This is a genomic window from Oscillospiraceae bacterium, from assembly GCA_022483045.1.
Classification (GTDB): Bacteria; Bacillota; Clostridia; order Oscillospirales; family Acutalibacteraceae; genus Caproicibacterium.
The window spans coordinates 875199-896908 of sequence record JAKVOA010000001.1 but is presented as its reverse complement, the minus strand read 5'-3'; the positions used below and the strand labels follow the sequence as shown (position 1 = coordinate 896908).

The following is a 21710-nucleotide window of genomic DNA, read 5'->3' as shown; positions in this document are numbered from 1 at the left end:
AACGTACAGAAGCTTTTTACAACTCCATAATACTCTTTTTCTTGTCTTCGCAAAGTCCGCCGATCTGTTTGCAGTATTTGTCGGTCAAATCCTGTGTTTTCTTTTCGGCAATTTTCAGGTCGTCCTCAGTGAGTTCGCCTTTTTTCTTCATTCCTTTCAGGTGCTCCATGGCGTCACGGCGAATGGAGCGTACAGCAACCTTGCCCTCTTCTGCTCGCTTAGAAATATCCTTTGCCAGCTCTTTGCGGCGGTCTTCTGTTAAAGACGGAAAGACTAGACGAATTACTTTGCCATCAGACTGTGGATTGATGCCGATGTCGGAAGTTTGAATTGCTTTTTCAATCATTCTGCATACAGAAGGATCCCACGGCTGCACAGTGAGCACGCGCGCTTCAGAAACAGCGACAGCTGCCAGCTGGTTAATCGGGGTCGGTGCACCGTAATAATCGACGGTCACTTTATTGAGCACGTTTGGATTTGCACGGCCGGCACGAATTTCTGCATAGTCTTCTTTCAAAAAGCTAACAGTCTTTTTCATTTTGTCTTCGGTCTGCTGCATGACTTCTTTCATAAAACAACATCCTCCTTTGTTTCGTATCAAATTTATTTAACGATTGTGCCAATCTGCTCGCCGCAGATTACACGCTCAATGTTCTCGGGGTGTTCCAAACTGAAAACACAAATTGGAATTTGGTTGTCGCGGCACATAGAGGCAGCCGTGCTGTCCATTACTTTCAGATTTTTGTCCAAGACTTCTGTAAAGGACAGCGTTTCATATTTTTTAGCATTCGGGTTGGCTTTGGGGTCAGAATCATAAACGCCGTCTACCATAGTCGCTTTTAAGATGATATCTGCTTCAATTTCAGCGGCGCGCAGAGCAGCAGCTGTATCGGTGGAGAAAAACGGGTTGCCGGTTCCGCAGCCAAAGACAACGACACGGCCTTTTTCAAGGTGCCTGACAGCGCGGTTGCGGATATAGGGTTCTGCAACCTGCTGCATGGTAATGGCTGTCTGTACACGAACCTGTACCCCGAGTTGCTCAAGTGCATCTGCAACGCCCAGTGCGTTGATCGCAGTCGCGAGCATGCCCATATGGTCAGCGCGCGTGCGGTCCATTTTTCCGCTGGAGCGGCCGCGCCAAAAGTTTCCGCCGCCCACAACGATGCCGATTTGCACCCCCATTAGGGAGCAGGTCTTAATCGGGCGACAAATATTGATAACGGTATCAAAATCAATTCCATGTCCCTCTTTGCCGGCCAGGGACTCGCCGCTCAGTTTTAAAAGAACACGTTTATACTGTGGCTGCATGAAAAAACACTCCTAAAATGCAATCAGAATTTATGCAATATCAGAACAGGTTTATTCTACAATATTTCATAACATTTTACAAGTCCCGGTACAAATGCTTTGCTGCACCCGACGGAAAGGCAGACCCTTTACAAAGGAACAATCTTGCAAAGCGTTTCACTTTACGCTTCCTCTGGTACAGAACCTTTCCAGACCCTCTTCTGCAGCAGCACGCCAAAAATAGCTGCTAGGATTTGCTGGAACAAAGTGCTGATCATAACCGGGAACATGACTTCAGGCGGGAAATAAGAACCTGCCAAAACAGCACCTGCGCTGATATTTCTCATGCCGCTGTTATAAGTCATAGATACCAATGTTGGCTTTGGCTGATGCAGTACTTTTGCTGCAAACCAGCCCCACAAGTATCCAGAAGCCGAAAGACACAGCATAAGCACGGCTGTGCCAACCAATACAGGGGTCAGGTGACGGATAAACGGTGCCACACGGCTAGAGTTGCCGGAAACAACCAGGATCAAAGCAACCTTTCCCAAAGGCGCCAGAGCTGGCTTCAATGTATCGTTTGCTTTTCCATGCGACAGTTGATTCACCAACATGCCGGCCACTGCGGGAATGGCAACCATTAGGACCATATCTTTCATCATGCCGACTGCGTCTACCTGCACAGAAGTTCCCAGCAACAGCTTTAAGCTGAGCGGTACCAAGAGCGGTGCCAGCAGCGTATCTACCAAAATGACTGAAAGTGTAAGCGCACCGCTGCCACCGTAAATGCTTACCCACATAAAGCTGACAATGCCGGTCGGAATAACATATTCCAGAACAATACCTGCTACTAAATTAGAGTCAAAGCCAAATAAAGCTCCGCCAAGTACTCGAGCAAGGCAGGGCATCAGCAGATGCAGCATTGCTAGAATGACAAGCAGCGGCAGCGGGTTTTGAAAGACCTTGCCAAATTGATGAAAACTAGAGCCGAGGCTGCCCTGAAAGGTCATAAACGCAAAGAGTGCTACAACATAAGGAAGAAAATGGCTGGTGATCTGTGGGAACAAAACACCAAACACCAAACAAGACGGTGTGATAATCGGCATACATTTATTCAGTGTTCGGTTGATTTTCGTAAGTGTTTTCAAATTGCAGCCTCCCTAACTTTTGAATTTTGCAAAAAAGAAGGGCTGTTGCGGTTTGCAACAGCCCTCTCTGGCGTTCTATAGACTGCCCTCTTTCTTTTGTAACGGGCATCAATGATTAATATGTGCGGAAAACATGACCGGACGGAAATTGTGTAAAGTATTCCGCTAAAGTACTGTTGTTATACCCAGGATCATTGATTAAGAACATGGACGCTGCCAAAGATGTAGGATTCCCGTTTGTATCTGCGGGAACGTTCTGATAGCCTTTTATAATGACCCAGTGGGAACTGGTGGAGCTGGAACCGCCGACAATGACCGGCTTTCCTGCTTTCAGCTGCTGGTAGACCGCCGTGAGATTGGAACCTGCCATTTCATAATAATTGGAGGGCCAGTACAGGCCGCCGCCGCTTGTAAAGCTGCATTCCCTTGCAATATCATTCGGGGTAACTCTGCTGTTTGTGCGGTAGCTTTCTGACATAGCAAGGCTTGTAATGGTGCAGCCGATAGTGCCGATGGTTTTTCCGCTGGAGCCAAGTGTTGTACCGGACCATGCCGAATCACTCTGTTTATAGGCAGGCAAGCCGGCGAGCAGTTTGGAAGCAGACTGCGTGCTGCTGGTCACAACCAGATAGGAAGCACTGCAGTAGCCTTTTTGTCCGGAAGATGTCTGTACATAAGACCAACCATTGCTGGTGCTCAGTACGGTGACAATCTGGCCGTTTGAGAGCTGACCGATAACGCTGCTGCTGGTGCTTGCGCTGGAACGCAGGTTCAGCGCACTGCTCACCTTAACGATGGCTGTTTTAGTTGTGGTCGTGGTGGTTGTTCCCGAAGAGGTACTGTTTGTCAGCAGATAAGCGGAATTGCAGTAACCTTTTTGTCCAGAAGATGTCTGTACATAAGACCAACCATTGCTGGTGCTCAGTACGGTAACAATCTGGCCGTTTGAGAGCTGACCGATAACGCTGCTGCTGGTGCTTGCCCCGGAGCGCAGGTTCAGCGCATCATCCACTTTAACTGTGGCTGTTTTGGCCGTGGTAGTTGTCCCGGAAGAGGTGCTGTTCGTCAGTAGATAAGTGGAATTACAGTAACCTTTTTGTCCAGAAGATGTCTGTACATAAGACCATCCGCTGCTGGTGCTTAATACGGTAACAACCTGGCCGTTTGAGAGCTGACCGATAACGCTGCTGCTGGTGCTTGCACCGGAGCGCAGATTCAGTGCACTGCTCACCTTAACGGTGGCTGTTTTGGTTGCTACAACTGTGGCATTCATTGTTATGTAACTGCTGCTGCAGTAGCCTGTCAAACCGGAAGAAGTTTTCACCTGCATCCAGCCATTTGAGTTATTTAAAATAGTTACCTGCATGCCATTTGTCAGCTGGCCAATCACGCTGTATGCGGTTCCTGCCCCCGCGCGAAGGTTGAGGGAGCTCTGTACTTTTACGGTACCGGTAGAGGCTGCAGCACCGTAATTCACTGTAAGAATACCGCTGCTTTCTGTAGGCAGTATAGCAGCTGCGGCAGAAGTTTGAGCCAGTAAAGATGCAGTAGCGTAAGGCTGCGCAGCAAATGCCGAAACAGAAAGGCTACTGGCCAAAATAGCCGCTGCAGCGGCAACTGCTGCAAATTTTCCGACGATAGGACGATTTCGATACATGAACAGGTTCCTCATTTCCTATGTATATTTGTTTATTTCATTCATTTTTTTGTTTGTTACAATCATTACAAAATTGTATTAAATTTATTATAACACAGGGTTAAAAAAAATGCGATACAATTTTTAAAAAATTTACAGCTCAAAGATGGTGCGGACTTGCAACAATTTGTCTGATGAGAACATAGTTTATTTATAAGTTCTGCATTCACTGCGGCAAAGGAGGCCGAGTCATGTTTGAAGCACTGCTTTCCGGTATGGCAGCGGGACTGCTGGTATTTATTCTGCGTGTTACTGGTTCCGGATCTTTTCCGCGCGCCCTTTCTGCTGAACAGGAGCGGGAATGTCTGCAGCGGCTGGCCGCAGGCGACAGCGATGCACGGGATCAGCTAATTGCACACAATTTGCGGCTGGTGGCCCATATCATAAAAAAATACGGCTCTGTAAACAGTGCCGACCAGGAAGATCTCATTTCCATCGGAACGATTGGCTTAATTAAAGCAGTCAACACCTTTGACCAAAGCAAAGGAATCCGCCTTTCCAGTTATGCCGCCAGATGTATTGAAAACGAGATTTTAATGTACTTTCGCAGCACAAAAAAATCCGCACAGGACATCTCTATGAATGAGCCGATCGACAGCGGCAAAGACGGCACCGCGCTGACCTTAATGGATGTCTTAGCCGGCGATGACAACATTTTTGATAACCTTGACCATAAAATTAAATGTGAACAGTTGTACCGCCACATAAGCCGCCTTTCCCCGCGGGAACAGACGATTATCCGTCTGCGCTACGGCCTAAGCGGAACCCGCCCGCGTACCCAGCGCGAGGTAGCACAGGTGCTTGGCATTTCGCGCAGCTATGTTTCCCGCATTGAAAAGAAAGCGCTGGAAAACCTGCACAGACAATTTGAAAAATAAAAGAGATACAGCAAAAGGCCAAGAAAGGCGAGCAAATCCGCGTATTATGCCGCAAATCCGTGAAAATCCCCGCAAAGCCCTTGCTCTTACAGTCGTTTTGGGTTATACTGTCCAAGTAATATAGAAAACTTTTAGGGGAAATTACAAAAGTTTTCATTAGAATATGGAGGTATCTTCTTTATGCAAAACCCTGTGGTTACATTTGAAACAACTGCCGGGACCATGAAAGCAGAGCTTTACCCGCAAGCTTCCCCAAATACTGTGCGGAATTTCATCGACTTGGTTCGCTCAGGCTTTTACGACGGAACTATTTTTCATCGAGTCATTCCTGACTTTATGATTCAGGGCGGCGACCCAGGCGGAACCGGCATGGGCGGCCCCGGGTATAGCATTCGCGGCGAATTCGCTGAAAATGGTTTTCAAAACGACCTAAAACACACCCGCGGTGTGCTCAGCATGGCCCGCACAATGATTCCGGACTCTGCCGGAAGCCAGTTCTTTGTCATGGTTGCGGACGCACCGCATCTGGACGGTCAATACGCAGCCTTTGGCAAGCTGACAGAGGGCTTGGAGGTTGCCGACAAGATTGTCGCTGCACGCCGCGACTACAATGACCGCCCCCTGAAAGACCAAATTATGCAAAAAGTAACTGTTGAAACATTTGGTGCTGACTACCCCGCACCGGTAAAATTATAAGGAGCGCCCCCCTGCCCACTTACTTCGTCTTGCTCCATTCAGCAGTTTATGGTATACTGAATTTAGTTTTTTTGTCAGGAGGAAATAGAAAATATGTCTGGCCATTCAAAATGGAATAACATCAAACGGAAAAAGGAAAAAACCGATGGCGCAAAAGCAAAAGTTTTTACAAAAATCGGTCGTGAGCTGGCTGTCGCTGTAAAAGAGGGCGGCGGACCCGACCCTGACAGCAACTCAAAACTAAAGGACTGCATTGCAAAAGCAAAAGCTGCCAATGTGCCTAATGACAATATTGACCGTATCATCAAGCGTGCTGCCGGTGACGGCGACGACACCAAATACGAAAATATTGTATATGAAGGTTATGGTCCCTGCGGCGTTGCCGTCATTGTAGAGGCTTTGTCTGACAACCGCAACCGCACCGCGGCGGACGTTCGCCATGATTTTGATAAATTTGGCGGCAATCTTGGTACAACCGGCTGTGTGTCCTTTATATTTAACCAAAAAGGCGTTTTAATCATTGAGCGCGAAGGACATGAAGAAGAAAAGGTTATGGAAGATGCTCTGGAGGCCGGCGCTGCCGACCTGCAGGCAGACGAAGATATTTTTGAAATTTTCACAGAGCCTGAGGACTTTTCCGGAGTCCTGAGCGACTTGACCGACAAGGGCTATGAATTTGAAACCGCTGAAATTCAAATGGTCCCCTCTACTTACGTAAAGGTGCCGGAAAAAAAGCAGGCCAGTATGCAGAAGCTGCTGGACGCCCTGGAAGACTTGGACGATGTGCAAAATGTATGGCACAACTGGGATATGTCTGATGTAGAAGATACCGACGAATAATCGTTTCTCTCTATTTTCTGATTTAAAAGCCATTTGAACTGTATGAAAAGTACAGTTCAAATGGCTTTTTGACAAGATAGGCGGTTTTTGCTTTTGCTATAATCAGCAGTCTTTCCCTTTTCTTAAAATGTGCTTCCGCATACAAAAATCTCAAAAATTACTGGTGGATGTTTCATGACTCTTAATAATGATAAACAGTACAGACGAATGCTGGAAACGCCCATGCCAAAGCTCATCACGTCACTGGCTGTCCCCACCTGCATCAGTCAGCTGATTACAACGGTTTACAACACGGCAGACACCTACTTTGTTTCTCAAATAGGTACCAGTGCCTCAGCGGCAGTTGGGGTTGTTTTTTCGCTGATGTCAATTATACAGGCGGTCGGCTTTGGCCTTGGTATGGGTGCCAGCAGCTTAATCAGCCGAAAGCTTGGCGAAAAGGATGTTGCTGCCGCCAGCCGCTATGGAAACAGTGCATTCTTTGCCGCCGTTATTTTTGGCTTTGTCTTAATGCTGGCCGGTCTTCCAACGATACAGGGCGGTATGCGTTTGCTCGGTGCAACGGCGACAATCCTCCCCTATGCCTGCGGCTATGGAAAATACATTTTGCTCGGCGCACCTATAATGTGTTCCTCTTTTGTACTCAACAACATTCTGCGCTCAGAAGGCGAAGCAATGTTTGCCATGTGGGGGCTGTGCGCTGGCGGCATCTTAAATATGCTGCTAGACCCTATCTTTATTTTTACCCTGCACATGGGCATCGATGGCGCCGCTGTCGCCACTGTTTTAAGCCAAATTGTAAGTTTCTTGATTCTGCTGAGCATCTTTTTGCGCAAAAAGAGCATTGTAAAACTTGGGCCCCAGTGGATAAGCAGATATTTGTCAGACTATGGTGTCATATTAAAAACCGGAATGCCGACTATCTGCCGGCAGATGCTGGGCAGTCTTTCTTCTGCATTGATGAATAATCAGGCTGCCGCCTACAGTGACGCCGCTGTAGCCGCTGTGACCATTTTAAATAAAATCTATATGTTTGTACGCAACCTGGTAATTGGCATCGGGCAGGGCTTTCAGCCGGTGGCTGGCTACAACTATGGTGCAAAAAACAAAAAGCGTGTGCGGGAAGCTTTCCTTTTTTCCTGCAAAGTTGGTACAGTTTTATGCACAGCCGCAGCGCTGCTGCTTGCGTTGTATGCGCCGCAGGTCATCACATGGTTTCGAAAAGATGATCCGGCGGTCATTCGCATTGGTACACAAGCACTGTACTTTGCCTGTGCAGTCATGCCGTTTATGGCCTACTCCACTTTTGTAAATCAGCTGTATCAATGCCTGGGCTTCAGCCGCCCGGCCACTTTTTTAGCAAGCTGCAGACAGGGAATCTTTTTTATCCCGCTGATTTTGTTGCTGCCGGTCTTTTTGGGTCTGACCGGTGTTACTTTGGCACAGCCTGCTTCTGATTTTCTAACATTTGTTATTTCCTTGCCGTTCCAGGTCCATTTCTTTAAAAATGAATTGAAACTGTAACGAAAAAAGCGGCCAAATCTCTATTTTAGACTTTTGCTGACAAAAATCTCCTTGCGAAATGACTTCCTTTATGTTACCATTTACAAATGGAGGCAGTTACTTATGAGAATACATGAATCTGCAGAAGATTATCTGGAATCTATCCTTATGCTGAAAGAAAAGCAGGGACTTGTGCGCTCAATCGATGTGGTAAACAAAACCGGCTACTCAAAACCAAGTATCAGCGTTGCCATGAAGCACCTGCGTGAAAACGGGTACATTACAATGGATACAGAGGGATACATCAATTTGACAGAATCCGGTTTGGCGATTGCTCAGCGTATATATACCCGTCACAAGGTTTTAACGAAGCTGCTGGTCAGTCTTGGCGTTGACGAAGAAACCGCCGCAGCCGATGCCTGCCGGGTAGAACATGACTTAAGCGAAACAACCTTTGAGAAAATTCAGGAGCACGCAAAAAAGCATTTGAAAGATTGAGCTTTGTTGTTCTTGTCAAAGGCAGCTTCTGTAAAATTTGCAACCGCGAAAGCATTTTTTGCTTCCGCGGTTCTTTTTTCCCAAAAAGACAAAGGAAGTGAAGGAATTCATTTTTCGATTTTCTATTGCACTTTCACTCTAATTCAGCAGGTTTTATCCCTTTTATGTCCGCTGTATACTCGAAATAATTCTTTGAGAATACAAAGGGAGGAACAGATTCATGTCATTCTTTGCACAGTACCAAAACGGGGTCAATCTGGGCGGCTGGCTGTCACAGTTCAGTCTGGCACGCCAAGAGCATTTTCAGTCTTTTGTTCAGGAAAAAGATATTCAGCAAATTGCCCAATGGGGTGCCGACCATGTGCGTCTACCGGTTGACTGTGATGTCCTGGAAAACCCGCAGCAGCCTTTTGACCTCAACCAAGCCGGAATCGCCTATGTCGACCGCTGCCTGAAGTGGTGTGAAAAGTATCATCTAAATGTGATTTTAGATCTGCACCATGCAGAGGGACACGTCTATGGAGAAATGGAAAAGATTGTTCCCCTTTTCACAGACCCCGTCCTACGTACACGCTTTTTAAAAATATGGAAAACCTTGGCGGCTCGCTACCGGGGCATTGGAAAGCAGCTTACATTTGAACTGCTCAATGAAATTTCAGACGCAAGCGGCTACCTGTGGAATAATCTTTGTGCAGACGCGATTCAAACAATTCGTGGAATTGACAGCAGCCGTACCATTTTGGTGGGCAGCAACGAGGCCAACAGTGTCTTTACGCTGAATCAGCTTCATTTGTTTGATGACCCAAATGTTGTGTACAATTTTCATTTTTATGACCCCATGACATTTACACACCAAAAAGCGCATTTCAGCCAAGACCTGCGTGACTTTAATACTACTGTGCATTACCCGGGGAAAATAGCCGGATTCCCCGCTTACCTCGCTGCGCACCGGCAGTATGTTGATAAATTTTACCGTACCGTTTGGGATGACGAAAATGACCGGCCTCTGATGCAGAGATATCTTGCCAATGCGGCAAATTTTGTCCGCTATACCGGGCGGGAACTTTACTGCGGCGAGTTTGGCGCAATTATCGGTGCACCGGAAAAAGATGCAGCAGCCTGGGTAACAGATGTGCGAAATACTCTGGACTCTTTAAAAATTGGGCATGCCTACTGGTCCTATAAAGAAATGGACTTTGGCCTAGTGAATACCGGCAGCGAAGTCGTACGGCCATTGATTTTACAGGCACTTTTCCAAAACAGTTGACTGCATAAAGAAAGCCACACGGTCAGTCTAAAAACACTTCGTACAAAAAAGCCATCGGAATAATCCGGTGGCTTTTTTCGTGTTAAGATCGATTTATAAAGTGCCTTTAAGCAATAATGTTTTGTACGGCTTCGTAAATTTTTCGTGCGATATACGGGTTGTTCATCGTATAAAGGTGAATGCCATCAACACCGTGTGCGATAAGGTCGACAATTTGATTAACCGCATAAGCAATTCCCGCGTCCCGCATAGCGATTGGATTATCTTCATACTTTTCCATCATGGTTGCAAACTTATCGGGGACTGTCGCTCCGCAGAGCGACGTCATGCGCTCAATCTGTTTCTTGTTGATGACTGGCATAATACCTGCCTCAATCGGCACGGAAATGCCTGCAAGCTGGCAGCGCTCTAAAAAAGAATAGAAATAACGATTGTCGAAGAACAGCTGTGTAATCAACTGGTCAGCTCCGGCGTCTATCTTAGCTTTCAAATGACGGATATCTTCCACTTTGCTTTGAGATTCAATATGCCCCTCTGGATAGCAGGCTGCAAGAATATTGAAACTGCCGTGGCTTTTGATATAGGAAATCAGGTCACTTGCATATTGAAAATCTCCGGACGGACAGCCGCATGGGGGAATATCCCCGCGCAGGGCGAGAATGTTTTCAATTCCCCCCTCTTTCAGCTCAGCAAGTTTTTTATCGACGTCTGCTTTTGTCAGACCGATGCAGGTGAGATGTGCAGCACTCTCAATTCCGTATTTTTTCTTGATAACCGAAGCAATGCGAAAAGTTTCACCGTTGTTTTGACCGCCGCTGGCACCGTAAGTGACGCTGATAAAATCAGGATGCAGGTCTTTCAGTACATTCAGCGTACTTTCCAGTGTACTGATTGGTGCAGTGCGCTTTGGCGGAAAGACTTCATAAGAAAGGACCGTTTTTTTTTGGAATAACTCAGCTGTTTTCATTTCTCAGTTTGCGTGCCGCCTCAACCAGATTTTTCAAACTTTTTGAGGTTTCGGCTACTCCTCTCGTTTTCAGCCCGCAGTCAGGGTTTACCCACAGTTTTTCGGGTTCGATTTTTTTCAGCATTTTTTCGAGCGCATTTTTAATTTCCTGCACAGAAGGTACCCGCGGAGAATGAATATCGTATACACCGGGTCCGACTTCAGTCTGAAAGTGATTTTCTTTTAAGGAATCGAGAATCTGCAAATCTGAGCGCGAGGCCTCAAAAGTGATGACATCTGCATCCATATTGTCGATTGCCGGGATAATATCTGTAAATTCACTGTAACACATGTGCGTGTGAATTTGCGTTTCCGCTTTTACACCGCTGTGAACAAGGCGAAATGCAGGAATTGCCCAATCCAGATATTCGCTGTACCAATCGGACTTGCGCAGTGGCAGTTTCTCACGCAGAGCAGCTTCATCAATTTGTATGATTGTAATGCCGCTTTTCTCTAAGTCCAGCACTTCATCACGAATAGCAAGGGCAATCTGGCAGGCACTGTCTTTCAGCGAAATATCTTCACGAGGAAAAGACCAATTCAGAATCGTGACAGGCCCTGTCAGCATCCCTTTCACAGGCTTTTTCGTAAGGCTCTGTGCATACACAGACCACTTCACGGTCATTGGCTTTGTGCGGGAAACATCGCCCCAGATAATCGGCGGTTTAACACAGCGGGTCCCGTAGGATTGCACCCACGCCTTTTCGGTAAAGAGATAGCCTTTCAGCTGTTCCCCAAAATACTCGACCATATCATTGCGCTCATATTCTCCGTGGACCAGCACGTCTAAACCAATGCTTTCCTGAAAAGCAATGCACACGGCAATCTTTTTGCGGTTGAATGCCTCGTATTCTTCTTCATTGATATTTCCTTTACGCCGTTCAGTTCGATTTGCTTTTACGTCGGCAGTCTGCGGAAAGGAACCAATCGTGGTTGTCGGAAACAGCGGCAGACCAAACTCTTCTTTCTGTATCTTTTCCCTTTCGACAAAAGAAGGAAGCCGCGTAAAATCGCTCTCTTTGATTTTGGACATTCTTTTTTGGACCGCGGGGTCACTGCAGTCCTTTCGGCTGCCAAAAAGTGCGGCATTCGCAAGAAAAACTCTGTCACCGGTATAGTTCTCTTCCTGTGCAAGCACTTTGAGTTCTGCAAGCTCGGCTAGCTTTTCTTCTGCAAAAGCGAAGTGTTTTGTATACTCTGTGGCAAGCTTTGTTTCACTTTTCAGCGTATACGGCACATGCAGAAGTGAACAGGAAGTATTGATAACCGTATGAATTTTCGCCGCTTTCAATTCGGACAAAAGCGACAGCGTCTTTTTGTAGTTGTTTTTCCAGATATTTTTGCCATTTACAACACCCGCAAAAAGGAGTTTATCCTGCGGAAAACCGTTTTGCCGAATCAGCTTTGCTGTTTCTTTGCCCTCGATAAAATCAAGGCCGACAGCATCAAAATTGAGGGACATCAGGGTGCTGTAAACGTCGCGGACATCGCCAAAGTAGGTCTGCAAAATCGTTTTGGTGCTGCCCTTTTGGGCAAGGATCCCCTGATAGAGCTTTTGAAACAATGCAATATCCTCTTTGCTTAAATCATGTACAAGATACGGCTCGTCAAACTGCACCCACTCTGCGCCAAGGGCGGAAAACTTAGAAAGAAATGAAGCGTAAGCGCTGATGAAGTCCTGCGCAAAGTCACCAGCTTCTTTTTTGCCAGTGCAGTGTAGAAGCTTCAGCAGCGTAAATGCACCGATTACAACCGGCTTTGTTTGTATGCCGCAGGCTTTTGCCTCTTCGTATTCGGCAAAAGGCTTTGTGCCAATCAGTTCTATCTTAGTATCGTCTTCTATTTCTGCCACCATGTAATGGTAATTTGTGTTGAACCATTTTTTCATTGCCAGTGCTTTTACGTCACCATTTTTGCCTTGATATCCTCTTGCCATGGCAAAATAGGTGTCAAGTACAGGCAGTTTTAAGTTTTGATACCGCTTTGGCACAATGCCGAATAAGACAGCCGTGTCAAGCAGATTGTCGTAAAACGAAAAGTCATTCGACGGGACAAAATCCAGGCCGCTGTTTTTTAGAACAGTCCATTGCTCTTTTCGGATATTCTTTGCTGTCCCCTGCAATTCTTCAGCGGAAATTTCATTCCGAAAATATTTCTCTGTAGCAAATTTTAGTTCTCTGAAAGCTCCCACCCTTGGGTAGCCGATAATCGATGTCAGCATAGTTTTTCTCCTTGTGGCTGTTGTGTTTGTAGTGTGAGTTTAGTATAGCAGTATTACCAAAAGCTGTGAAATACAAAAAACAGGCAGTTTGCTATAATAAAAAGTTATAGCAAACTGCCTATACAAAATTTTCTGCATGTATGTTTTAGATATATTTTTTCAAGGCTTCCATATAAATGATGCCCAAATGGCTGAGGTGGAGCTTTTGGTGTGTGATAGCCCCGATGTGCATATCCCCCTCTGCTTCGAGCGGAACCGCAACAATATTTTTACCGTTTAGTTTCTTGTCAATCACACCGCTGCATACCGTGTATCCATTAAGGCCAATCAGCAGATTGAACAAAGTGGCTCTGTCTCGCACACGAATATTTTTCGGGCGGACAGCAGTGCTGAAAATCTCTTCAGAATAATAAAAGGAATTGTGCTCCCCCTGCTCAAAAGACAAATACGGGTATGGTGCCAGTTCCTCCATTGTCACCGATTCTTTGTCTGCAAGTGGATTGCCGGAACTCACAAAAATGTGCGGCTTCGCAGTAAACAATTCCGTGAATTTCAAATCATTCGCCCGAATCTCTTTTTGCAGGATTGTTTTATTGAAATCATTATAATACAGAATACCGATTTCGCTTTTCATCTTTGCGACATCTTCTATGATTTCGTATGTCTGGGTTTCGCGCAGACTGAAATCATAGCGGTCGCTGCCGCACTGCTTGATTAAATCAACAAACGCATTGACCGTAAAGGAATAGTGCTGTGTCGAAACACAGAATTCCTGCTTTCTTTCTGCGTGAGATTTGTATTTTTCCTCAAGGAGTGCAGCCTGCTCAGTTACCTGCCGGGCATATCCGAGAAAGATTTCGCCATCTTTCGAAAGGGATACCCCTTTATTTGTGCGGTCAAAAATTGTGATTCCCATTTCTTTTTCAAGTTCTTTAATGGACTTGGTAAGGCTAGGCTGCGAAAGGAACAAGTCCTCTGCTGCGCCGCTTACCGTTCCTTTTTCGGCGACCGCAATGATGTATTTGAGCTGTTGCAGTGTCATGATAAATTGCTGCCTCCCCTCTGTGTAAATACTGCTGCATCTGAATAAATCTATCGATAATTGAAAAAGGCACTCTGCAGTAAAAAACTTTGCAGAGTGCCTTTTATCAGTGATGGTGGAGCATAGGGGGATCGAACCCCTGACCTCAAGATTGCGAACCTTGCGCTCTCCCAGCTGAGCTAATGCCCCATAACTATACTACCGCATTTTTGGTAAAACCACAAATGCAACGTAAAATATTATCGCATGATTTAGCCTTATTGTCAAGTGATTTTACAAAATTCTCAGGCGGAAATGGTGTGCATCGCCGAAAGCCTTTCATGTAAATACTGTGTTTAAGGTTTAAGCATTTGCAGCCGCTCAGGTGAAAGCCAGTGAAGCAATCTCTGATGCTCTCCCCTTACACTTATCAAAGGCAGAAAATGCGTGGTATTCCCAAAGAGGAAATTTGCAAAAAAACGCTCCCGGAGCCGCCATTCCATGCGGTATTCCGGGAGCTCATTTGGTGCGCGAGACGGGACTTGAACCCGTACGTCATACAACACACGCCCCTCAAACGTGCCTGTCTGCCAATTCCAGCACTCGCGCTTTTCGCAACGAGGTATATTATAACATTGCATTCTTAAAAAGTCAATCTTTTTTTGCATGGAGAATTTTCTGCAAAAATAGAAAAATAAAGTTGCAAAAATGCACAAAAATGAGTATACTTTAAGAAAGAAGCATGGTTGCTTTGCTACAAAAATAAGACTTAGGAAGGACAGGGTAAGCTTTTGCCCTGACAGGTTCTTTATATGAAGCTTATTTCATGGAATGTCAACGGCCTGCGTGCCTGCCTGAAAAAAGGTTTTTTAGATTTTTTTCAGACATCAGACGCAGATGTGTACTGCTTGCAGGAAACAAAAATGCAGCCTGGGCAGGCTGACCTGCAGCTGCCAGGCTATACTCAATACTGGAACTCTGCTGAAAAGAAAGGTTACTCTGGCACGGCTGTCTTTACCAGAAAAGAACCGCTTGCTGTGACATACGATATCGGTGTACCCGAAATGAGCAAAGAAGGCCGCAGCATTACTCTGGAGTTTCCGGAATACTATTTGGTAACTGTCTATACACCAAATTCCCAGCAAGATCTTGCGCGCATTGATTTCCGTATGCAGTGGGAAGACGCTTTTCGCGCATACTTGCAGGAACTGGACGCAAAAAAGCCCGTTATTATCTGCGGCGATTTAAACGTTGCACACGAAGAAATTGACCTGAAAAATCCGGGACCAAACCGCGGAAACGCAGGCTTCTCTGACCAAGAACGTGAAAAGTTTTCGCAGCTGCTGCAGGCAGGATTTATAGATACTTTCCGCAAGATACACCCGCAACAGACCGGTGCCTACAGCTGGTGGAGCTATCGCTTTCATGCACGCGACACAAACGCCGGTTGGAGAATTGACTATTTTCTCACATCAGAGCGGCTCTTTCCGCAGGTCGCGGAAAGTGAAATCTTATCTGACATTTACGGCAGCGACCATTGCCCCGTGCTGCTGAAGTTAAACGACTGTTTCAAATAAAAACAGATTTTTGATAGGAAAGCAGGGAGATCTATGGAACTTACATTTTTTGGCGCGGACAAAGAAGTTACTGGCAGCTGCCACTGCTTAACGGTAAATGGCAAGCATATCTTAATCGACTGCGGCCTGCAGCAGGGCGCAGATGAAATTGACAACGCCGACCTTGCCTTTCATGCAAATTTGGTCGATTATGTCTTAATTACACATGCGCATATCGACCATTCCGGCAGACTGCCGCTTTTGGTCAAGCAGGGCTTTCAGGGCAAGATCTTATCAACCCGCAAGACAACAGATCTGATGAAGATTATGCTGCGCGACAGCGCACATATCCAAGTGATGGATGCTGAGCAGGCTGCACGCAAAGGAAAGCGCGCGGGCCGAAAACCGAAAGAGCCTCTTTACACGCTGGACGACGCAGAAGATGCTATTCAGCTGATGGAAAGCTGCGAATACAAGGAAATGGTAGAGCTTTTCCCTGGCGTAAAGGTTCGCTTTGTCGACGCAGGGCATCTCTTAGGCAGTTCCTCTATAGAAGTGTGGGCTACAGAAAAGGACATTACACGCAAGCTCGTTTTTTCCGGCGACATCGGCAACAAAAATCAGCCGATTATCCGCAACCCACAATATATCAAAGAAGCCGATTACGTAGTGATGGAATCCACTTATGGCGACCGCGAACACGATAAAGAAGAAAACTACCCAGAAGTCTTTGCAAAAATCATTGACAACACCCTGGCAAACGGCGGCAACGTGGTAATTCCCTCTTTCGCTGTCGGCCGCACACAGGAACTTCTGTATTTTATCAGAGAAATCAAAGAAAAGCATCTAACACCGCAGTGCCCGAATTTCCCGGTCTACGTAGATTCTCCCCTGGCAGCGGAAGCAACTGCGATTTACAGTGGCGATCTGCATGGCTATGCAGATGAAGAGACCGCCGACATGATTATGGATGGCTTTGAGCCGCTGCAGTTCCCAAATTTGAATATTACAAACAGTGTTGAGGAATCCAAAGCACTCAATGAAGATGGGATTCCGAAAGTGATTATCTCTTCGAGCGGCATGTGTGAAGCTGGCAGAATCCGGCACCATTTAAAGCATAATCTTTGGCGGCCGGAATGTGCAATCGTTTTCGTTGGTTTCCAGGCAAACGGAACTTTAGGCCGCATGCTGATTGACAGTGTAGACAGCGTAAAGCTTTTTGGTGAACAAATTGCCGTAAAAGCGCATATTTATAATTTCAGAGCTCTTTCCGGGCATGCAGACCACACCGGTCTGCTGGAATGGATTTCTTCTTTTGAAACGAAGCCGCGCAAAGTTTTCGTTGTACACGGCGAGCGTGCCTGCTGTGAAGGCTTTACTGCAGAGCTGTGTACGAAAGGCTATGATGCCTACGCGCCTAATTTTAGTGCGACCTATGACCTGATCGCCAACCGGATGACCGACGAAGGTATTACACCGGAAATTCTGCACCCGGCAAAGCCGGCAAGCGGAAAAGGGAAATACTACTACTCACCCGCGTTCAAGCGCTTGGTGCAGGCTCAGAAGCGCTTAGAGCAGGTTGTTCAGCATAATGAGGGTGGAACAAACAAAGACCTGGGCCGCTTTGCAGACCAAATACTGGCTATGTGTGAAAAGTGGGACCGCTGACAGCATAACTTAGGTAATATCGCATAGAGACAAGGATTGCCGTTCTAAGTGTATGGCTGCGGTTAAAATAGGCCATGCTGATAAAAAGCCGTCCGGGAAAAATTTCCCGGACGGCTTTTTGTTATGCTTATTTTCCCTGATCTGCTTTTTCTAAGTTTTCTCGTGCAACGGCCAGCATCAGCTTAATGCGATTTTCCTGATTGACGCGGGTGGCACCCGGGTCATAATCGATTGGGACGATATTTGCTTTTGGGTTGACCTGTCGAATCTTATGAATCATACCTTTTCCGACAACGTGGTTTGGCAGGCAGCCAAAAGGCTGTGCACAAATAATATTTTCAAAGCCGCACTCGGCAAGCTCCAACATCTCTGCTGTTAGCAGCCAGCCCTCACCCATTTTAGCGCCGTAGCCGATAACGCCTTTGACAAGCTCACGGATATGTGAAAATTCAGTCGGCGCAAGAAACTGCGGATAGGGTTTAAATCCGTCCGTGATGATTTTTTGCATCTTTGTAACATAATTGAATAAGACTTTTACCGCGGCAGCTTTGGCTATATTTCCACCGTAAAGCCGGCGCTCATCTAGTCCGTGGCTGACCATAAAGAGCAGAAAATTCATTAAGCCGGGCACGTTGACTTCACAGTCCTGCTCCGCTAAGAAATCCTCCAAATGGTTGTTAGCAAACGGCGCGTACTTTACGTATATCTCGCCGACAATACCGACATGAATCTTCGGTACTTTTTTTACAGAAATTTCTGAAAAGTCGCGCATGATGGCGGCCACATTTTTGCGCTGGTCCCCCATACTGATACCGCGCGTATGCGCAAACTGGTCATTCAGTTCCTTTACCCACTTATCCAGTAAAGCCTCGCTTTGGCCTTTTTGCAGCTCATAGGGCTTAATCTGGTTGTTGAGGCACATCATTACATCGCCATAAACGACACCAGCAAGCAGACGGCTGATGATAGGCAGGCCAATGGAAAACCCCGGGTTTTTCTCAAGCCCGACCAGGTTTAAACTGATGACCGGAATTTGATCAAAGCCTGCCTTGTGCAGGGCTTTGCGCAATAGCGGAATGTAGTTGCTTGCGCGGCATCCGCCGCCAGTCTGGGTAAGCAACAGAGCGGTATGGTCTAAGTCATATTTTCCAGAATGCAAAGCATCCAGAAACTGCCCAATTACCAAAATCGCAGGGTAGCAGGCATCGTTGTGCACATACTTCTGCCCTTCCTGCACGATGGCTGCGCCACTGTTTTCCAGCAGCTCAATTTTATAGCCGGCATTGCGCAGAACACCGACAAAAAGCTTAAAATGGACCGGCAGCATCATGGGAATCAGGATTGTGTAATCCTTTTTCATTTCCTTTGTAAAGAGCAGACGGCCAGTGTTATCGTATACCAATTCAGCCATACTTTATATCCCTCACTGTTCCAGCGCGGCAAACAGGCTGCGCAGGCGAATCTTTACGGCACCCAGGTTTGTAATTTCATCAATTTTAATCTGTGTATAAATTTTATCTTTTTCTTCCAAAATACGGCGGACCTCATCGGTCGTAATGGCATCCAGTCCACAGCCAAAGGAAACCAGCTGCACCAGGTTCATATCCGACTGTGTCGCAACATATTCGGCAGCAGAGTACAACCGCGCGTGATAAGTCCATTGGTTTAAGACCTTGACCGGCTCTTTATGCTCGCGGGCCGCAATGACATCTTCACTGACAACCGCCGCGCCAAGGCTTGTAATCAGTTTGTTGATACCGTGGTTAATTTCCGGATCGAGATGATATGGGCGGCCGGAAAGGACAATAATCTGCTTATGCTCCAGCCGAGCCCGGTCAACAATTTCATTGCCTTTTTTGCACACATCTTTCATATAGGCATAGTATGCCTGATAGGCAGCATTGGCAGCAATTTTCACCTCTTTAAAGTCAAACGGCTGGTCTTTAAAGTGATAGTTTAGAATTTTGAGCATTTTTTTAGGAAAATCATATGGACGGTGAATGCCAACATAATCATGGATAAACTTTTTGCCGTGCAGCTGCGGCATGTTTGCGGCAATCACCTCTGGGTAATAAGCGACAACCGGGCAGTTATAGTGATTGTCACTGCGGTGCTCATCAAAATTATAGCTGAGGCAGGGATAAAAGATGGTGTCGATTCCCTCATCCAACAGACGCATTACGTGCCCGTGCGCCAGCTTTGCGGGGAAACAGACCGTATCACTGGGAATGGTGCTCTGCCCCTCTAGGTACAATTCACGGTTTGACAGCGGCGAAGTGACCACTTCAAAGCCAAGCATGGAAAAGAAAGTATGCCAGAACGGCAGCATTTCGTACATATTCAGGCACATAGGAATGCCGATTTTTCCGCGCTTGCCAGCAGGTACAGGCACATAAGACTGCAGCTTCTGTAACTTATAGGAATACAAGTCATATTTCGCGCCGGTGCCGCTGCGCTTAGTAACCGGACGCTCGCAGCGGTTTCCGCCGATAAAGCGGCGGCCGTTGTCAAAGATATTGACCGTCAGACGGCAGTTGTTGCTGCACAGCCCGCAGTTTGTTACCTTGACTTCATGCTTAAAGTTTTCCAATTCTATACGGGAAATCAGCGCACTGCCAGCTTCCGGGTTATGCACAGATTTGTTCATCGCGTAAACTGCAGCACCATAGGCACCCATCAGGCCGGAAATATCAGGCCGGATGACATCGACATTCATTTCCTTTTCAAAGACGCGCAGTACCGCGTCATTTAAAAATGTGCCGCCCTGCACAACAATATTTTTGCCAAGCTCCTGTGCGGAAGAAACGCGGATAACTTTATACAGCGCATTTTTTACAACACTGACAGACAGCCCTGCGGAAATATCCTCTGTTGTTGCACCGTCTTTTTGAGCCTGCTTGACCTGGCTGTTCATAAAAACTGTGCAGCGGCTGCCAAGGTCGACCGGGTGTTTTGCAAACAGCCCTAGTTTTGCGAAATCCTCGATTTTATAGCCAAGTGTGTTGGCAAAGGTCTGCAGAAAAGAACCGCAGCCGGAGGAACACGCTTCATTTAAGAAGATGTTGTCGATTGCGCCATTGCGTACTTTAAAGCATTTCATATCTTGCCCGCCGATGTCGATAACAAAATCCACATTCGGCATAAAACGCTTTGCTGCCGTAAAATGCGCAACGGTTTCTACTACGCCATAATCAATATTGAAAGCATTTTTCAGCAGCTCTTCTCCATAGCCGGTGACCGCAGCAGCGGCAAAGGTAATATCCGGGCGTTTTTGATAAAGATGCAGCAGATAGTCTCGCACAATCGGCACCGGGTTGCCGGTGTTGCTGCGGTAAACGCTGTCCAAGATCTGCCCGTCGCTGCCCATAACAACTGCTTTAATAGTAGTAGAACCAGAATCTACGCCCAAATAAAACGGGCCATGATAAGCAAGCAGATCACCACGCGGAACTTTGCTTTTGCTGTGGCGCTCAACAAAGGCGTCATACTCTGCCTGGTCTTTAAAGAGCGGGTCAATGCTGCGGAAGTTGCCAGTTAAGCCATACTGTGCAATATTTTTCATTGCTGTATCGAGGTCAATTTCAATTTCACTGCTATAGGCCGCACCCAAAGCAACATAATAAAGGCTGTTTTCCGGGCATAGGCCGGTGGTTTTCAAGGCAGTATCAAATGCACGGCGCAGTCCTTTTAAGAACGTAAGCGGACCGCCTAAATACAGAATGTTACCGGTAATCGGCCGACCCTGCGCAAGACCGGCAATCGTCTGGTTGGCAACCGCGGCAAAGATGCTCGCCGAAAGGTCGCTTTTGCGCGCGCCTTGGTTAAGCAGCGGCTGAATATCGCTTTTTGCAAAAACGCCGCAGCGGGAAGCAATTGTGTATATTTTTTCGTAGTGTTCCGAAAGAGAATCCATTTCTTCCAGAGATATATTCAGTAAAGTTGCCATCTGATCAATAAAAGCACCGGTACCGCCTGCACAGGAGCCGTTCATGCGGACCTCAAGGCCGCCTGTCAGGAAAAGGATTTTCGCGTCTTCGCCGCCGAGCTCAATAATACAGTCGGTTTTGGGCAGCAAACGCCCTGTGGCAATACGTGTTGCATACACTTCCTGTACAAATGGCAAATCGCAGGTTTCACTGATTCCCATGCCTGCCGAACCCGAAATGGTCAGCTGGGCATCCTGCCCACAGACCACTTCATTGCGGATTTTTGTCAGCAGGGCCGTAATCTTTTCCGTAATCTGCGAATAATGGCGCTCATAGGATTTAAAAATAATCTGGTTATCATCATCCAGCACGACGCTTTTTATTGTTGTAGAGCCAACGTCAAGTCCGATTTTCATATGGAACCCCTTTCCCCTGGACAGTGAAAAACCATACAGAAAGCATTTTCGTCCAGATGCCCAAAATAAATTGGTGCAAATTT

At 46.7% G+C, this 21710-nt stretch carries 15 protein-coding genes, 2 tRNA genes and 1 pseudogene; 8 read left to right on the top strand and 10 right to left on the bottom strand.

The window, feature by feature from the left end; all coding sequences use genetic code 11:
• Positions 1-16: 16 nt before the first annotated feature.
• From frr to LKE53_04290, 4 genes are all read right to left on the bottom strand, one after another.
• A complete protein-coding gene (gene frr, locus LKE53_04305) occupies positions 17-571 on the bottom strand; it encodes a ribosome recycling factor (protein MCH3971981.1) in 555 nt (184 codons plus the stop codon).
• 32 nt (positions 572-603) lie between these two features.
• Positions 604-1308, bottom strand: coding sequence for a UMP kinase (gene pyrH, locus LKE53_04300; protein ID MCH3971980.1), 705 nt, complete (start codon positions 1306-1308; stop codon positions 604-606).
• Between the two features lie 161 nt (positions 1309-1469).
• Positions 1470-2435: a bile acid:sodium symporter family protein gene (locus LKE53_04295; protein ID MCH3971979.1), complete on the bottom strand. Its 966-nt coding sequence runs from the start codon at positions 2433-2435 to the stop codon at positions 1470-1472.
• 115 nt (positions 2436-2550) lie between these two features.
• On the bottom strand, positions 2551-4092 hold the full coding sequence (locus LKE53_04290; GenBank protein ID MCH3971978.1) for an SH3 domain-containing protein: 1542 nt from the start codon (positions 4090-4092) through the stop codon (positions 2551-2553).
• A gap of 230 nt (positions 4093-4322) precedes the next feature.
• Between LKE53_04290 and sigK the strand changes: the two genes are divergently transcribed.
• The 6 genes from sigK (at position 4323) to LKE53_04260 (ending at position 9813) form a co-directional block, all read left to right on the top strand.
• Positions 4323-5009, top strand: a complete 687-nt coding sequence (gene sigK, locus LKE53_04285) for an RNA polymerase sporulation sigma factor SigK (protein MCH3971977.1) — start codon at positions 4323-4325, stop codon at positions 5007-5009.
• Between the two features lie 180 nt (positions 5010-5189).
• Positions 5190-5705 carry a peptidylprolyl isomerase gene (locus tag LKE53_04280; GenBank protein ID MCH3971976.1) on the top strand — a complete coding sequence of 172 codons (516 nt, stop codon included), beginning with the start codon at positions 5190-5192 and terminating at the stop codon, positions 5703-5705.
• Positions 5706-5798: 93 nt separating this feature from the next.
• Complete coding sequence (locus LKE53_04275) at positions 5799-6545, top strand: YebC/PmpR family DNA-binding transcriptional regulator (GenBank protein MCH3971975.1); 747 nt, start codon at positions 5799-5801, stop codon at positions 6543-6545.
• 174 nt (positions 6546-6719) lie between these two features.
• Positions 6720-8069 (top strand): MATE family efflux transporter, encoded by a 1350-nt coding sequence (locus LKE53_04270; GenBank protein MCH3971974.1) that lies wholly within the window; start codon positions 6720-6722, stop codon positions 8067-8069.
• A 102-nt stretch (positions 8070-8171) separates the two neighbouring features.
• Positions 8172-8546 (top strand): metal-dependent transcriptional regulator, encoded by a 375-nt coding sequence (locus LKE53_04265; protein ID MCH3971973.1) that lies wholly within the window; start codon positions 8172-8174, stop codon positions 8544-8546.
• A 220-nt stretch (positions 8547-8766) separates the two neighbouring features.
• Complete coding sequence (locus LKE53_04260) at positions 8767-9813, top strand: glycoside hydrolase family 5 protein (protein MCH3971972.1); 1047 nt, start codon at positions 8767-8769, stop codon at positions 9811-9813.
• Positions 9814-9919: 106 nt separating this feature from the next.
• Here LKE53_04260 and metF read toward each other — a convergent pair whose 3' ends face one another.
• The 5 genes from metF to LKE53_04235 form a co-directional block, all read right to left on the bottom strand.
• Positions 9920-10780 carry a methylenetetrahydrofolate reductase [NAD(P)H] gene (metF, locus tag LKE53_04255; GenBank protein ID MCH3971971.1) on the bottom strand — a complete coding sequence of 287 codons (861 nt, stop codon included), beginning with the start codon at positions 10778-10780 and terminating at the stop codon, positions 9920-9922.
• Complete coding sequence (gene metE / locus LKE53_04250) at positions 10767-13040, bottom strand: 5-methyltetrahydropteroyltriglutamate--homocysteine S-methyltransferase (protein ID MCH3971970.1); 2274 nt, start codon at positions 13038-13040, stop codon at positions 10767-10769. Before metE ends, metF begins: the two co-directional genes overlap by 14 nt.
• A 145-nt stretch (positions 13041-13185) precedes the next feature.
• Positions 13186-14082, bottom strand: coding sequence for a LysR family transcriptional regulator (locus LKE53_04245; GenBank protein MCH3971969.1), 897 nt, complete (start codon positions 14080-14082; stop codon positions 13186-13188).
• A gap of 113 nt (positions 14083-14195) precedes the next feature.
• Positions 14196-14271, bottom strand: a tRNA-Ala gene (locus tag LKE53_04240).
• A gap of 314 nt (positions 14272-14585) precedes the next feature.
• Positions 14586-14670, bottom strand: a tRNA-Leu gene (locus LKE53_04235).
• Positions 14671-14873: 203 nt separating this feature from the next.
• Here LKE53_04235 and LKE53_04230 point away from each other — a divergent pair.
• Entirely contained in the window at positions 14874-15638 is a 765-nt protein-coding gene (locus tag LKE53_04230) for an exodeoxyribonuclease III (GenBank protein ID MCH3971968.1), read from the top strand.
• A gap of 33 nt (positions 15639-15671) precedes the next feature.
• A complete protein-coding gene (locus LKE53_04225) occupies positions 15672-17285 on the top strand; it encodes an MBL fold metallo-hydrolase (GenBank protein MCH3971967.1) in 1614 nt (537 codons plus the stop codon).
• A gap of 127 nt (positions 17286-17412) precedes the next feature.
• Here the strand turns inward: LKE53_04225 and LKE53_04220 are convergent.
• A pseudogene (locus LKE53_04220) lies at positions 17413-21627 on the bottom strand (acyl-CoA dehydratase activase-related protein).
• Between the last annotated feature and the right edge of the window lie 83 nt (positions 21628-21710).

Bases quoted from the DNA above. Each gene is read 5' to 3' on its own strand.
- LKE53_04275 (MCH3971975.1), top strand. From the start codon at position 5,799: ATGTCTGGCCATTCAAAATGGAATAACATCAAACGGAAAAAGGAAAAA.
- LKE53_04265 (MCH3971973.1), top strand. From the start codon at position 8,172: ATGAGAATACATGAATCTGCAGAAGATTATCTGGAATCTATCCTTATG.
- sigK (MCH3971977.1), top strand. From the start codon at position 4,323: ATGTTTGAAGCACTGCTTTCCGGTATGGCAGCGGGACTGCTGGTATTT.
- LKE53_04230 (MCH3971968.1), top strand. From the start codon at position 14,874: ATGAAGCTTATTTCATGGAATGTCAACGGCCTGCGTGCCTGCCTGAAA.
- LKE53_04270 (MCH3971974.1), top strand. From the start codon at position 6,720: ATGACTCTTAATAATGATAAACAGTACAGACGAATGCTGGAAACGCCC.
- metE (MCH3971970.1), bottom strand. From the start codon at position 13,040: ATGCTGACATCGATTATCGGCTACCCAAGGGTGGGAGCTTTCAGAGAA.
- LKE53_04280 (MCH3971976.1), top strand. From the start codon at position 5,190: ATGCAAAACCCTGTGGTTACATTTGAAACAACTGCCGGGACCATGAAA.
- frr (MCH3971981.1), bottom strand. From the start codon at position 571: ATGAAAGAAGTCATGCAGCAGACCGAAGACAAAATGAAAAAGACTGTT.
- LKE53_04245 (MCH3971969.1), bottom strand. From the start codon at position 14,082: ATGACACTGCAACAGCTCAAATACATCATTGCGGTCGCCGAAAAAGGA.
- LKE53_04290 (MCH3971978.1), bottom strand. From the start codon at position 4,092: ATGTATCGAAATCGTCCTATCGTCGGAAAATTTGCAGCAGTTGCCGCT.
- LKE53_04260 (MCH3971972.1), top strand. From the start codon at position 8,767: ATGTCATTCTTTGCACAGTACCAAAACGGGGTCAATCTGGGCGGCTGG.
- metF (MCH3971971.1), bottom strand. From the start codon at position 10,780: ATGAAAACAGCTGAGTTATTCCAAAAAAAAACGGTCCTTTCTTATGAA.
- LKE53_04225 (MCH3971967.1), top strand. From the start codon at position 15,672: ATGGAACTTACATTTTTTGGCGCGGACAAAGAAGTTACTGGCAGCTGC.
- pyrH (MCH3971980.1), bottom strand. From the start codon at position 1,308: ATGCAGCCACAGTATAAACGTGTTCTTTTAAAACTGAGCGGCGAGTCC.